The 15,238-nt window shown below is 35.6% G+C and carries 12 protein-coding genes; all 12 read right to left on the minus strand.

Annotated elements, in window-relative coordinates; translation table 11 throughout:
* Positions 1 to 260: 260 nt before the first annotated feature.
* The 12 genes from hrpA to KGI96_RS06710 all read right to left on the minus strand — a co-directional run bounded on the left by hrpA (position 261) and on the right by KGI96_RS06710 (position 15,160).
* Entirely contained in the window at positions 261 to 4,208 is a 3,948-nt protein-coding gene (hrpA, locus tag KGI96_RS06655) for an ATP-dependent RNA helicase HrpA (protein WP_211597861.1), read from the minus strand.
* Positions 4,209 to 4,379: 171 nt separating this feature from the next.
* Entirely contained in the window at positions 4,380 to 5,381 is a 1,002-nt protein-coding gene (locus KGI96_RS06660; RefSeq protein WP_213156401.1) for a porin, read from the minus strand.
* Positions 5,382 to 5,684: 303 nt separating this feature from the next.
* Positions 5,685 to 6,695: a glycosyltransferase family 9 protein gene (locus KGI96_RS06665; RefSeq protein WP_211597863.1), complete on the minus strand. Its 1,011-nt coding sequence runs from the start codon at positions 6,693 to 6,695 to the stop codon at positions 5,685 to 5,687.
* Positions 6,696 to 6,714: 19 nt separating this feature from the next.
* Positions 6,715 to 7,464 (minus strand): SDR family oxidoreductase, encoded by a 750-nt coding sequence (locus KGI96_RS06670; protein WP_211597864.1) that lies wholly within the window; start codon positions 7,462 to 7,464, stop codon positions 6,715 to 6,717.
* A gap of 24 nt (positions 7,465 to 7,488) precedes the next feature.
* Complete coding sequence (locus tag KGI96_RS06675) at positions 7,489 to 7,929, minus strand: type II toxin-antitoxin system VapC family toxin (RefSeq protein WP_211597865.1); 441 nt, start codon at positions 7,927 to 7,929, stop codon at positions 7,489 to 7,491.
* A complete protein-coding gene (locus tag KGI96_RS06680) occupies positions 7,929 to 9,074 on the minus strand; it encodes an AAA family ATPase (protein ID WP_211597866.1) in 1,146 nt (381 codons plus the stop codon). The genes KGI96_RS06675 and KGI96_RS06680 overlap by 1 nt, the downstream gene beginning before the upstream one ends.
* A 17-nt stretch (positions 9,075 to 9,091) precedes the next feature.
* Positions 9,092 to 9,757 carry an NAD(P)H-dependent oxidoreductase gene (locus tag KGI96_RS06685; RefSeq protein ID WP_211597867.1) on the minus strand — a complete coding sequence of 222 codons (666 nt, stop codon included), beginning with the start codon at positions 9,755 to 9,757 and terminating at the stop codon, positions 9,092 to 9,094.
* Between the two features lie 287 nt (positions 9,758 to 10,044).
* Positions 10,045 to 11,694 carry a bifunctional UDP-sugar hydrolase/5'-nucleotidase UshA gene (gene ushA / locus KGI96_RS06690; protein ID WP_211597868.1) on the minus strand — a complete coding sequence of 550 codons (1,650 nt, stop codon included), beginning with the start codon at positions 11,692 to 11,694 and terminating at the stop codon, positions 10,045 to 10,047.
* A gap of 202 nt (positions 11,695 to 11,896) precedes the next feature.
* Entirely contained in the window at positions 11,897 to 12,112 is a 216-nt protein-coding gene (locus KGI96_RS06695; protein WP_211597869.1) for a DUF3791 domain-containing protein, read from the minus strand.
* A 1-nt stretch (position 12,113) separates the two neighbouring features.
* Positions 12,114 to 12,362 carry a hypothetical protein gene (locus KGI96_RS06700; RefSeq protein WP_211597870.1) on the minus strand — a complete coding sequence of 83 codons (249 nt, stop codon included), beginning with the start codon at positions 12,360 to 12,362 and terminating at the stop codon, positions 12,114 to 12,116.
* Positions 12,359 to 12,835 (minus strand): DUF3990 domain-containing protein, encoded by a 477-nt coding sequence (locus KGI96_RS06705; protein WP_211597871.1) that lies wholly within the window; start codon positions 12,833 to 12,835, stop codon positions 12,359 to 12,361. Before KGI96_RS06705 ends, KGI96_RS06700 begins: the two co-directional genes overlap by 4 nt.
* On the minus strand, positions 12,836 to 15,160 hold the full coding sequence (locus KGI96_RS06710; protein ID WP_211597872.1) for a Tex family protein: 2,325 nt from the start codon (positions 15,158 to 15,160) through the stop codon (positions 12,836 to 12,838).
* Between the last annotated feature and the right edge of the window lie 78 nt (positions 15,161 to 15,238).

A 15,238-nucleotide genomic window follows, 5' to 3' on the forward strand; every position in this document is an offset into this window, starting at 1 on the left:
ATCAAGGCAACCACAAAACTTTTATCTATTGATTTTTAGAAATTAATAGCAATAGTATTCTAAAAGGCGCCAAAAACATAAATTATCCCCCCACTGTACAACACGCACATAGTTTACAAGGAGGGGGCGTTAGTTCACACGCGACAACTCTATAAATTTACTTAAAAATCAGTGTGTTATTAAAATATAACAAAACCCAAATAAGCGGTGAGATTAATTTCAAAATTTGTAAATGTTCATTAAAATCTAACCGCTATTCCCTAAAACTCCCTAATCAAATTCAATATCCTTTTATCTGAAATTGGATAAGGTGTGCCTAATTGTTGGGCAAACAGGCTTACTCTTAACTCCTCAATCATATAACGAATGTCTAAAATTTCATTAGGAATGGCTTTTGATTTTGGTAACTTAGCAAGTAATTGTTGATAAGCATTTTGTACCTGTTCGACGCGTAACATTTTGGCACGATCTTGGTTTGGATCGATGCCAAGTTTGTCTAAACGCTTCTCTATAGCGGTAAGATAACGTTGTAAATTTGCAAGTTTGGTATACCCCATTTCCGTGACAAAATTTGGGTAAATTAAGTGGTTGATTTGGTTTTTAATGTCCGACATTGCAAACGCCATTGTGAAATCTAATTTCCCTTTTAAGCGTTTGTTTAAATCAAAGGTTAAGGTTAAGATTTTTTCGACTTGTTGGGCAATATCTACCGTCATTTCATTGAGATTTTCACGAATATACGCTTTGAGTTTATCAAAATCATCTTCATTCCACACAAATCCGCCAAAGTCTTCGATTAATTTATCCACCGCACAGGCAATACAATCATCAATTAAACTTAATACATTACCAAAAGGCGTGAAATACAAACCAAGTTTAGCTTTATTTGGTAGTTTTTCGTGTAAATATTTAATCGGTGAAGGTACATTTAACAGTAACAAACGGCGTAAACCTTGTTGCATTGCAATTTGTTGTTCATATTCCGTTTCAAAGAGTTTAATCCCTACCGCATCTTTTTCATCAACAATAGCTGGATAGGCTTTGACGGTAAAATCTCGTTTCTTTTGCTCATAAAATTGTGGAAGTTGATCAAAATTCCAAATATGAATGCCACTTTGTTCAATACGATCATCCGCCACTGCAGAAAGGCTACGTTGTACTTTATCTTTCAGCATAAATTTTAATTCATCTAAATTCATACTTTCGGCAATTTTTTTCCCTTTATCATTAATTACTCTAAAGGTTATTTTTAAGTGAGCAGGAAGTTGCTCTAAATTCCATAATTCAGGATCAACACTCACGCCTGTCATTCGACGCAGTTCGTAGGTTAGACTTTCAAGCAAAGGCTTTTCAAAAGGCACCGCTTTTGCTAAAAATGCTTCTGTATAATTCGGTGCTGGCACAAAGTTACGGCGAGTGGCTTTGGGGAGTGATTTAATTAGGGCAATCACAAGCTCACGGCGTAATCCTGGAATTTGCCAATCAAATCCTTGTGGTTCAATTTGGTTTAATAGTGGTAGAGGAATATGAACTGTCACACCATCTGCCTCTTTACCTATCTCAAATTGATAGCTTAATTTTAATTTGAGATTGCCTTGATGCCAAAAGTTAGGAAAATCTAATTCACTAACATTATTGGCATTTTCGTTGATCAAAAAGGACTTTTCAAAATTCAGCAATTCAGGATCTTCTGTGCTGGCATTCTTCCACCAGGTATCAAAATGCTTGCTCGATACCACTTCTGTACCAATACGTTGATCGTAAAATTCAAACAAAGTTTCTTCATCTACCAAAATATCACGACGACGGGTTTTGTGTTCCAAGTCTTCCACTTCTTGTACTAAGCGGTTATTTTGTTTGAAGAATTTGTAATTATTCAGCCATTCGCCTTCCACCAACGCAGAACGAATAAAAATCTCACGGCTAACAACAGGATCAATACCGCCAAAATTGACATTACGTTTTGCCACAATCGGCAATCCATAAAGGGTGACTTTTTCAGCGGCAATTACTGCCCCTTTGGATTTTTCCCAATGGGGTTCGCTGTAATTGGATTTGATAAGGTGCAAGGCTAACGGCTCAATCCATTCTGGCTCGATTTTGGCGACCATTCGCCCCCACAATTTTGAGGTTTCGATCAATTCAGAAGCCATAATCCATTTGGGTTGCTTTTTGAATAGCGAGGAGCTTGGGGAGCTTGGGAAGATTGAAAAATGGGAATTTCTCGCTCCCAAATAAGTCGTTTTTTCTGGTTCTTTCATACCGATATGAGACAGTAAACCTGTCAATAAAGCGGTGTGAATTTGCACATAATTTGCAGGTTCGCTGTTGATTGGCATTTTCAATTCACGCACCGTTAAACGCAGTTGATGATAAATATCTTGCCATTCACGAATACGCAAATAGTTCAAATAATCCTGACGGCATAAGCGTCTAAATTTATTTTGGGTTAACTCTTTTTGATTTTTACGAATAAAATGCCATAGGTTAACAAAAGAGAGAAAATCCGATTCGTTATCCGCAAAACGGCGATGTTTATCGTCTGCGGATTGCTGTTTTTCTTGTGGACGTTCTCTTGGATCTTGGATTGAAAGTGCAGAAACGATCATCATTACTTCGTGCAACGATCCATTTTGACTCGCCGCAATAACCATTCTTGCTAAACGAGGATCGATAGGTAACTGAGCGAGCTGACGACCGATTGGTGTGAGTTCACGCTTTTGCCCATATTTTGTTTGGCGGAACTGGAATGCTTGTAATTCTTCTAATAGCTTAATTCCGTCTTGGATATTACGAGAATCGGGCGGGTCAACAAAAGGAAATGCCCCAATATCGTCTAAACCGAGCGAAGTCATTTGTAAAATAACCGCCGCTAAGTTAGTGCGTAAAATTTCAGGATCGGTAAATTCAGGACGAGAATTGAAATCGTCTTCGGAGTATAAACGGATACAAATCCCATCACTTATACGCCCACAACGTCCTTTACGCTGATTGGCGGAGGCTTGTGAAATCGGCTCAATGGGTAAGCGTTGCACTTTGGTGCGATAGCTATAACGAGAGATACGAGCCGTTCCCGTATCAATCACATATTTAATATTCGGAATGGTTAAAGAAGTTTCCGCCACGTTGGTCGCTAAAATAATGCGGTTTAAATTACTTGGGTGGAAAATACGTTGCTGTTCGCTAGACGATAACCGTGCGTAAAGGGGCAAAATTTCGGTTAAGTGTAAATTCTGTTTTTCAAGTGCGTCGGCGGTATCACGAATTTCACGTTCGCCGTTCATAAAGATCAAAATATCGCCACGCCCTTCGGCTTGCAATTCATCAACCGCATTCAGAATACCTTGTAGCTGGTCTTGATCCTCTTCTTCCAACACAGGGCGATAACGCACTTCCACAGGGTAGGTTCTGCCTGAGACTTCAATAATCGGTGCATTGTTAAAGTGCTTTGAAAAACGCTCTACATCAATGGTCGCTGAGGTAATAATTACTTTTAAATCAGGGCGTTTTTTTAAAATTTGTTTTAAATAACCTAAAATAAAATCATTATTCAGACTACGTTCGTGGGCTTCATCGATGATTAAAGTATCGTATTGATTAAGGTAACGATCCGTTTGAATTTCCGCAAGCAGAATACCGTCCGTCATCAATTTAATCAGGGAATTATCGCTCACTTGATCATTAAAACGGACTTTATAGCCAACAATATCGCCCAGCTCCGTTTCTAACTCTTCCGCCACACGATTTGCCACCGAGCGAGCGGCAATTCGGCGAGGTTGGGTATGACCGATGAAGCCTTTGACACCACGTCCTAATTCCAAACACATTTTTGGTAACTGAGTGGTTTTCCCAGAGCCAGTTTCCCCTGCGATAACCACCACTTGGTTTTCTTGAATGGTTTTTAGGATTTCATCACGACGACTGCTGACAGGTAAATCAGGGTAGGTTATTTTTAGATTTTGTAATAATGATTTTTTATGACTAAAAAAAGCCTGTGCCGTAGAAATTGCATTTTTTATTTCAGAAGTGACCGCTTGTTTGGTTTCCTCTTTGTGAATATTAGCTAAGCCACGAATACGTCCCGCCAAACGACGACTATCGCTAATCGTCATTTGTTGTAATTCTTTCATTAACGCTTTTTGTTCATCACTAAGCGGTCGGATTTTTTTGTTTTTTTGCAAATGGCTTTGTTGTAAATTTTTTTTCATAATAAATTAAAGTAGTTTTTCCATTATCGTTTCTACAATTTCTTTATGACATATCATATCTTTTTTATAAATTTTTAGCTATTTAATTGATGGTGTATGGCGATAAAAACAAAACCCCATAAGCCTAAGCCTATGGGGTTATTTTAGCAATTAAGTTGCTAGGTAATTAGATTACCATTCAACTTTCATACCAACGCCGAATGCTTTGTTTTTAACAGAATCTTGATTTGGTCGTTTAGTTTTGTCATAGTTAAATTCAGCAAATACTTTTGCATTTTTAACTAATTGATACTCAGTACCTAAGTTGATACCGTGAACTTTAGTATCTTCATATTTTGAATAAGTATAGTTACCATATACTGCTGCATCACCAAATGCTGCTTTCATTCCTGGAGATACATAATATGCTTTCAAACTATCACTATTACTTTCAGGTTTATATTTTGCATAACCTAAATCTAAAGCAAAGGTCAAGTTATCCATCATATAACTAAATCCAGTATCAAGAGCAGTTCCTTTGTAAAGGGTAGCATTTTTTGGTCCACCAAACTTACGGGCATCCATTAAGAAATTTTTGCGTTGAGAAACAGCAAAGTCTGCAGTGAAATCACCAGCACTGTATTTCGCACCAAGATCAAACCATGCTTTTTCTTTAACTTCTTGGTCATTGCCCATAGCATCTTCGTAAGTTTTAGTTTGTTTTAGTACGTAATCTGCACCAAATTCCCAACCTTCTAAACCAGTATAACGGTAAGCAATCATACTATCAGAATCACCTGGAGTAAATTTACTACGAACACCCCAGATATTATCAAAAGAAGAGTGACCTACATTGTCAGCAAACGTATTTTGAAGACCGAAAGTTACTTGGTGTCCTGCATCATTTCCTAAACCAACGTATGCTTTTTTAACTTTAGGCGCTAAGAAGTCATACTCATAGAAACCTAATGCATAAGCATCACCGAAAGCATATTTTGCTTCAATGTTGATTTTTGCATCATCTTTATGCATAGCAGTACTTTTACTTGTTTTACCTTCTTTTACTTTGTCCATATGTAATTTGATCGCACCGCCAACTTTAACTGTTGAGCCGTCTTGTTCAAATACTGTTAATGCTGAAGCTGAAGTTGCTGTTAAAGCTGCAACTGTTAATGCTACAAGAGTTTTTTTCATAATAATCACCTTAAATTATTTAAATAATTCACTGATAAAGTTGTTTTTGTTAAGGTCTAAAACAACCAGTTAACATCAATAGTTCTAAAAACGACAGAACATTGAATATGCGAATGATTACAAAAATATTCATTTGTGTCAAATAGCAAAGTTAATTATTTTGACAAAAATCATCTAAAAAACAATTGATCGGTCGTTTTTATCCTTTTTTTGGCTATTTTATTATAATAAATCTGTGGTTTTCTCAACAATTGATAATTTATAGACAAATTTCAATCAAAATATTACCGCTATATTTATCCATTATTGCCACATTTTTCCAACAAATGGCAGAATTTCCATCAATGCTTTTGCGATTGAAATTACCGTCAAATCTCTCTCGGTTTCTTTTGTCGCAGGTGGACAAAACGCAATATGGCAAGCAGGATCGTTAGTAGGTTGCCAACGAATGGGTAAAGCACTACGACGACTTGGATAAAAGCCAATGGTTGGAATATTTAATGCACCGCTAATATGCAAAGGACCTGTTGAACCTGAAATAAACAGATCGGCACAAGCTAACGATTGTGCAAAATCAACCATTCCCTCATTTTTATCGTATACGACAACGCGTTGATCATTAATTAATTCCGCTAACGCATTCACTCTGTCACTTTCATTTGGACCTGCGGTCAAAATCACTTGGCAATCATAATGTTTTAATATGGCTGTTATTAACTCGGTGTATTGTTCGAGAGATAAACTATTTGCAGAACCGCCAGTACTCGAATGTACAAATAACCATTTTTTATTTGGGTCAAGATTAAGCTGTAAACATAGCTTCTCTTTTTGCTGTTTGAGTAAAGTATTATCAAAACGTAAAAAAGGGAGTTGTGGCTCAATAATCTGAATGTGATGCTTGGTTAAAAAAGCACGCACCAGATCTAAATTATATTCAAACTCTGCTTTTTCAGAACGTGAACGACGCTGTGTTACACGATGATTATAAAGAAATTGAATTAATTTTGTTGCAGGGGCTAAACGATAAGGAATGTTGGCTATCCATACCAATTTTGCATTATAAATATCCGAAACAAAACTGATCACCCCATCAAACTGCTCTGCTTTCACTTTTTTAACCGTTTCTGTTAACTCTTTTGTATCAATAATAATATCATCTAAATAAGGGCAGATTTGAGCCATTTTAGCCGTATAAGGTGGTACTAACGCCACCAATTTAGTATTAGGCATTGATTGTTTTAGCATCGCAAAAGATGGCCACGCTAACATAAAATCACCTAATTTATCATTTCTAATCACCAGTAGTTTTTTCATTATCTTTATATCTTTTTTATTAATTATTTTTAACCACATTCAACGCAGAAAACGACTGTGCCGTTGGCATTACTTCAATAGCATTAATATTCACGTGTTGAGGCTGTTCACTAACCCAAGAAACAATATTGGCAATATCTATTGGTTGAATAAAGTCTACATCGTTATAAAGGGCATTGACTTTTTCTGTATCACCTTTAAAACGCACGTGTGAAAACTCAGTCTCTCCACATAAACCCGGCTCGATATTACATACTCGTACACCTGTACCCGCCAAATCAGCCCGTAAATTTAAACTAAACTGTTTAGTAAAGGCTTTGGTTGCACCATACACATTACCACCTGGATACGGATAAGTACCCGCAATCGACCCCATATTAATAATTAATCCAGATTTTCTCGCCACCATTTTAGGTAAAATTAAATGAGTAACATAGCAAAGTCCTAACACATTGGTATTGATCATTTTCTCCCAATCTTCAAAAGAGGCGGAATGTGCAGGCTCTAACCCAAGCCCTAAGCCAGCATTATTGACTAACACATCAATTTGTTGCAAATGTTCTGGTAGTGAATTTATCGCATTTTTCGTTTCTTCTTTTGAGCTAATATCAAAACAAAGTGGATAAAATTTATCTCCTAACTCTTCTTGTAATTGAGCCAACTTTTCCTTTCTTCTTGCCGTGCCAATAACACTATGCCCTTTTGAAACCAATACTCGACTAATCTCGGCACCAAAACCTGCACTTGCTCCTGTGACTAGAAATAACATCACCACCTCCTTTAATAATTTAAACTAATTTCTTTGCATTCTACTATATAAATCATCAAGCGATTTCATATCTTTATCTTTTGATAAAATCTCTAAATGATTTACTTTAGCTGTTGCAAAATGAAAAGTATCAAAGCGTCTTTTATCAAAATTTCTATCTACACTTTTTTGTTGACTTTCATACATATCAAAACGGTATAGATTTGCTGCAAGCTCTGAAACTTCATTTTCTACATCAAGCATTTCAAAACTATTCAAGATTGCTTTTAGTTCTGATAACTTTTGTTCGTCTTGCCACTCTACGCCACGTAAAACTTCATAAGAAATCAGTGGTGTTGTAAATAATTTTGAATAAGGATCTTCTAAAATATTTTGCATTTCTTTTAAGATTTCTTGTTTATCAGGATCATCATTATTTTTTGATAAATAAATTAAAAAATTAGTATCTAATAAATATCCTTTCATTATTTACTCTCCATTTTATCCAATTCACTTTTAATCAAATTTAATAAGGCTGCTTTTCCTTGCTCCTGATTAGATTGATTTGCTCGATCAATTTTTAACTGATTTAAATCTACATTAAACGCATTTTGCATTAAATCAACAAAAGTAATTTTATTTGGATTTTTAATCTCTTTGCCATAAACAACGCCATCATCAGCACGTTCTAAACGGTAAGCTTCACCTTGCTCTAACTGACTAATCACTAACGATGAATGAGTAGTAATAACAAAAGTGGTATTTGGGAATAACGTTTTTAATAATGGCACTATTTTTACTTGCCACTCATTATGTAAGTGGCTTTCAATTTCATCAATTAATACAAATCCACGAACATTTTGAATTTGGGTTTCATTAGTGAAATAACTATAACCTGCAATAATTCCCTGTAATAACTTTAAAATAGCAGTAAAACCGCTGGATAATTCTGATAATTCTCGTTTTTGATTTTCAACTTTAATAAATACTCGATTATCTCCTGAAATTTCTAAAAACGAACCGTCAATACGGTTATCCATTTTATTTAATAAGGTCAATAATGTATGTATTTCAATTTCTCGATTATCTTCTTTAGTTTGATATTTATTGGACGATTGGGCTCGTTGGATAATCCATTCTTCCAAATTAACTTTCATATTTAAATTTTTTAATTCATTTTCGTAATGATCAAAGCATCCTATTAAATATTCTAAATACTCTTCTCGTCTAGTTTGGTTGCTCCCCATATTTTTAACAGGTGAGTCAACTCTATCAATATTACTTCGATTAGACGCTGAAAGGTAAACAATAGGAAATGGATTAATTATGAAATTCATAAAATCTTCTTTAGTTGGGCAAAACCCTTCATCATTATTTTTTTTAAATTCTTTCCCACTAATTTTCACCCCGCTAAAAGGTAGGCGTTGATTTAAGATATAAGGTTGTTTTATTAATACTTGCTGATTGCTAAGTAGCAAAGTCGTAAATAAACTTTCTAAAAACTTCGTTTTGCCTATTCCATTTTCACCAATTAATACATAAGTATTCTTATCTTTGGCAAAATTAATATCCATTGTGCCTACGCCTTGCATTTTTTCAAAACGTAGGTTTCCTGCAATTAAATTATCCATTCTTGTTACCTCTCAATTTACTCAGCCCAAACCACAATATCGTCCATTTTTTTACGGCTTTTTTCAGGTAATGGTTTATCACTGCGATAACCAAAAGTTACCGCCACTGAAACTCCGTATTCATTTGGGTCAAATAACCCTGCTTCCACTAAAATATCAGTCACCGCTTTATAATTCATTCCTTCAACGGGACAAGAGTCAATGCCCATCATTGCCGCTCCGTTCATCATATTGCCAAGTGCGATATACGTTTGTTTGCTCGTCCAATCAAATAAAGTGCGTTCACTGTCTAAAATAGCAATATCGTGTTGTTGGAAGTTTTTGTAATCATTCAGTTTTTGGTCTAATTTCTCACCACTCAAACCACGACTTTGCAATTTTTGACGAAAGAAATCGGTATCATAACGCATATTTTTATGAGCTAATAAAAACACCAAATGACTCGCATTATCCAGCTGTGTTTTCATTCCCCAACTAACAGGTTTGAGTTTTTGACGTAATTCAGGGTTTTGTATTACTAAAAACTTCCACGGTTCTGATCCTACTGAGCTTGGTGATAAACGTGCTAATTCTAAAATGACATTAAAATCCTCTTCACTAATTTTTTTAGTGGGATCATAATCACGAATTGCACAGCGATACAAAGCTGCATCTAAAATTTGTTGTTTCGTTATTTTTGACATATCTTTTCCTTATCCGTATAGAAATCAAGCGGTAAGATAAAGTAAAAAATTTGCAAATTTTCATCAACATCTTACCGCTTGTTTGATTGATCTTTTTATTTAGTTACGCAATTTTCTGCAAGTTGATTATATCTCTCAAACAGTATTGTGACAAACTGTTCACTACTATTTTGATTAATTAGGTTGTCACTTTTTCAACTCATTCTGTCGGATAATAATATTTTTATTGTATATTTTAACTCCATAAAATACAAAAAAGCCTCTCAAATGAGAGGCTATGTAATAACTTATTGATTTTCAAATACTACTTCATTTTTAGGTTCATAATCTGCCATTTTTAATGGAGAGTGTGATTGAATATAGCTTTTTAATACTTCTGCATCTACAAAGCCTGTATTAATGAAATCCGTTAATTTTGGATAACCATCTCCACCAGCAGCATTAAAACTTGGAACGGTAAAGGTATAAACTTTATCATTATCTAATGCTTCCCCGTTAATTTTTACATTATGTATTCCATCGTTTTTAACCGTCATTGAAATACCAGAAAATTGAGGATATGCACCTGCACCAACGGCTTTAGGTACGGCAATAACTTCAAGATATTTTTTAAGATCTGCCCCTTTCATATTTGCTTTTACTACCGTATTTGCAAAAGGTTGCACTTTTAACACATCTTTATAAGTAATATCACCTGCTTCAATAGAATCACGCACACCACCAGAGTTCATAATTCCTACATCAGCCTGTACTTTTTCTTTTTGAGCGGTTGCAATTAAACGCCCTAAATTAGTTTGCTGTGTTCTAACAATGTCTCTATCTCCAATTAATTTTGCATCACTTTGACCAATTTTTACATTCAGTGCTTTTTCCCCTTTTTCTTGATATGGAGTGAGGAAACTTAACATTTCTTGATCTTCTTTGATTTCATCCGCCACTAATTGACGTACTTTTTTACCATCAATTTTTACTTTTTTCTTCAAGTTCACAGGAATCAGTTTGTACTCATTGAGTACTAATTTACCCTCTTTAAAATTGAAATCTGCTCGCCCTACATATTTACCCCATTCGTGCGCTTGCACAATCCAAGTCCCATTTTGTCTATCAGGACGACAATCTTTGCCTGGTTTAAAGTTTGGATCGTAAGTTTCTAGATTTGGTTCCATACACACAGGATTTTGTGAGTGTCCACCAATAATCATATCTAAATAACCTTCAGGTAATGAACGAGCTAAAGTTACATCGCCTGGTGCATTAATACCGTAATTTGCATTTTGATAATGCCCCATATGAGTAATAGCAAAAATCAAATCAGGCTTTTCGGCTTGCTTAATTTCAGGTATTAACTGTTTAATAACTTCAACTGGACTACGAAACTCTAAACCTGAAATATACTCAGGATTTCCTATTTTCATTGTATCTTCAGTCGTTAAACCAATTACCGCAATTTTTACCCCACCTTTAATAAAGATTTGATAAGGTTTAAATACACGTTCACCCGTTTTCTTATCATAAATATTGGCAGCTAAGAAAGGAAAGTTTGCCCAGTTTTGTTGTTTTTTCAAAACACTTAACGGATTATCAAACTCATGATTACCTAATGCCATTGCATCATAACCAAGTTTTGTCATTCCTTTAAAATCAGGTTCTGCATTTTGCATATCTGATTCTGGCACACCAGTATTAATATCTCCACCAGAAAACAGTAAGCTATATCCACCTTGATCTGCCACTTCTTTTCTAATATTGTCAATCAAAGTCTTGCGAGCTGCCATACCGTATTCACCGTGTTTATTACGCCAAAAATGACCGTGATGATCATTAGTATGTAATACGGTTAATTCCACACCTGCATCTTTTTCAGTCGCATTCGCCACACCGACAAACCCTGCGGTTAATGCACTAAATAAGAATGAAATTGCTAACTTGTTTTTCATTTTTGGTTCTCCTGATTAAAAAATCATAGTAATAAAAATCTTAATAATTTTTAAGATCTTTAGTGTTAAAGACACTGTAACCTTCATAGTGGTAACTTGCATCAATTCCTGTCATATAAACTTCACAAAAAGTAATAAGGCTTTTATTTTGGTTTGCTTTTCTTCGGCTTTTGCCAATGCTAAATCATCTGTGATACCAAGTTTATTTGCTAACATTTTGATCCTTTTTGGCAACTAAATTATCAATATCTTCAAAGGCATTTTCTAATCGCTCACTGTGATACATTTCATACATATCATAAATAAAATCCGTCAGTGCTAATCTATCCCAAGTATGTAATATTTCCGTTGCGGTTGTCTTTTTATAATGTGCATAATGTTCAAGCAAATAAATAAAAAATTGCAGTTCTTTTTTCATTTTATGCCCCTTTAATATAAATAGAATTTCTAGGATCACCTGTTATTTTTTCACATTCCCATAAATCAAAAATAATTTTTGGAGAGAAATCCCACATTTTTAATTCAGTATCCGCAAGCATTTGATAGGTTTCAGATTGAATAAAATCACGTAGTGCTTCCATCTCACCAAAGCCATATTTTTCAATAATAAGTGAAATCACTTCTCTATCATAATAATCAAGAAATCTTACAAAATCTTTTTCTGTCATTTTATTATCTCAAATAAGGTTAGTAAGGATAATGCTTTTGTTGTTTTGAATGTATATTGATCTTTTAAATTTTGTGGTAATAAACGTTTAATTGCTTCATCTTCATTTAAAATGCCATCAAAATAAAGATTTAACACAGGCATTGTATTATCATCTGCAACAGGTCCAATAATCAAATCCCAATCGGATAATTGACTTATCTGTTTACGATGCTCAGTAACAAATTTTAACCATTTTTCATCTGCACATTCAAATCTTATTACCTTTAATTCTGATATTAATTCAGTATCAAATTCAAAGACAGACACAATAGGAGCACCTTTTTGCTCTCTTTTCGTTTTTAACTCTGCCCAACGAGTTGCTTGTTGCAAACTTGAAGTCAAATAAAAACCTGCACCAAAATCAAGTAATCTTTGATTAGTAAGTAATTTTGGTTTTGTCACTTCAATATTACTACCGTGGTACAATTTCATCTATCTTCTCTTTAACTTCGCAAAAGCATCTGCCATTGCTGAATTTGTAGCGATTACTTTTTGTGAATTTTTTGCAAATTTTGGATTATTTGCTGTTGTTCTGCTTCTTGGCGCTTGTTCATCTCTATTTTGATCTTTTTTAGGGGCAGATTTTTCATCTAATCGCATTGTTAACGCAATACGTTTACGTGCAATATCCACGTCTAAGACTTTAACTTTAACAATATCGCCCGTCTTAACCACTTTGTGAGGATCGTCCACAAAAGTATTTGCTAACATTGAAATATGCACTAAACCGTCTTGGTGTACGCCCACATCCACAAACGCACCGAAGTTCGTTACGTTGGTTACCGTACCTTCTAAGATCATTCCTTCAACAAGATCTTTAATTTCTTCCACCCCATCCATAAAGGTCGCTGTTTTAAACTCGCCTCGAGGATCACGCCCTGGTTTTTCAAGCTCTTTGAAAATATCATTCACGGTTGGTAAACCAAATTTATCGTCCACAAATTGTGACGCATTCAGCTGATGAATGCGTGTGCTATTGCCCATTAAGTCGCTTAAACTTAACTCTGTCGCTTGCAAGATTTTTTCTACCACAGGATACGCCTCAGGGTGGACACTTGAACGATCAAGCGGGTTCTTTCCATCTAAAATTCGCATAAATCCTGCACATTGCTCAAAGGCTTTTGGTCCTAAACGAGCCACTTTTTTAAGCTGACTACGAGCCGTAAAACGTCCATTTTCATCACGGTATGCCACAATATTTTGTGCAAGGGTTTTATTCATACCCGCCACACAGGTTAAAAGTGGTGCAGACGCCGTGTTAATATCCACACCTACCGCATTCACACAATCTTCCACCACCGCATTTAATTTGCGAGCTAATTGCGTTTGGTTGACATCGTGTTGATACTGCCCCACGCCGATCGCTTTTGGTTCAATTTTCACTAATTCCGCCAATGGATCTTGCAAACGGCGAGCAATAGACACCGCACCACGTAACGATACATCTAACTCAGGAAATTCTTGAGCGGCAAATTCAGAGGCAGAGTAAACCGATGCCCCAGCCTCGCTAACCACAACGGTTTGAGCTTTCCAATCGCTATATTTTTTATGGGTTTCTGCCACAAAACGTTCTGTTTCACGAGATGCCGTACCATTACCAATCGCAATCAAATCCACATTGTATTTTTTGCCTAAGGTATAAATGCTGTGAGCCGCTTTATCTGCCTGCCCCGTATGCGGATAAATAGTATCCGTTGCCAATAATTTACCCGTATTATCCACTACGGCAACTTTCACCCCTGTTCGTAAACCCGGATCAAGCCCCATTGTATTTATTGCCCCAGCAGGTGCCGCCATCAATAAAGCGGTAAGATTTCGAGCAAAAACATCAATCGCCTCTTCTTCGGCTTTTTCTCGCAAGGTCGTCATCAATTCTGTTTCTAGATGCAATGATGTTTTAATTTTCCACGTCCACGCAATCACTTGTTTACGCCACGTATCCGAGGCTAAACCATTAAATTGTACCCCTAAATGATCACGAATAATCTCTTCACAATAACTAGTACGAATTGCTTCATCTTGTTCAGGATCGGCATTTAAAGAGACATTTAAAATGCCTTCATTTCGCCCACGTAAAATGGCTAAGGCACGATGAGAAGGAATTTTTTTAAACTGTTCAGAATAGTTAAAATAATCACGGAATTTTGCCCCTTCAACCTCTTTTCCATCAATCACTTTTGCTTCAAGGGTCGCATTTTGGGTAAGATGATGACGTAATTTAGCCAGTAGTTGAGCATCTTCAGCAAAGCGTTCCATTAAGATATATCTCGCACCATCTAATGCTGATTTAACATCTTTGACTTCTTCATTCAAATAGCTTTCTGCGAGGGTTTCAGGTGTTTGATTTGGTTCTTCCCAAAGTGTTGTAGCTAACGGCTCTAATCCATTTTCAATCGCGATTTGCCCACGAGTTCGGCGTTTAGGTTTATAAGGTAAGTAAAGATCTTCTAATTCTGTTTTGCTTTGGGTATTTTCAATTTTATGGCGTAAATCGTCATCAAGTTTACCCTGTTCTTCAATAGATTTTAAAATAGTTTGACGGCGATCGTTCAATTCTCGTAAATACATCAAACGTGTTTCAAAGTGGCGTAATTGCGTATCATCAAGTCCGCCCGTCACTTCTTTACGATAACGAGCAATAAAAGGAATCGTATTTCCTTCATCTAATAGGTTCATTGCAGATAAAATCTGCTTTGGTTGCACCGTTAATTCTGATGCGATAATTTGGCTAATTTGGGTATTTAATTCGTTTGACATTTTTATTTTTAATAATTTTCTAAAACAAAACTCGGTAACTAAATATTATCATAATTATAAAGAGCAACATACTGAATT

It is taken from the genome of Phocoenobacter atlanticus subsp. cyclopteri (assembly GCF_018343795.1).
GTDB classification, from domain to species: Bacteria; Pseudomonadota; Gammaproteobacteria; order Enterobacterales; family Pasteurellaceae; genus Phocoenobacter; species Phocoenobacter atlanticus.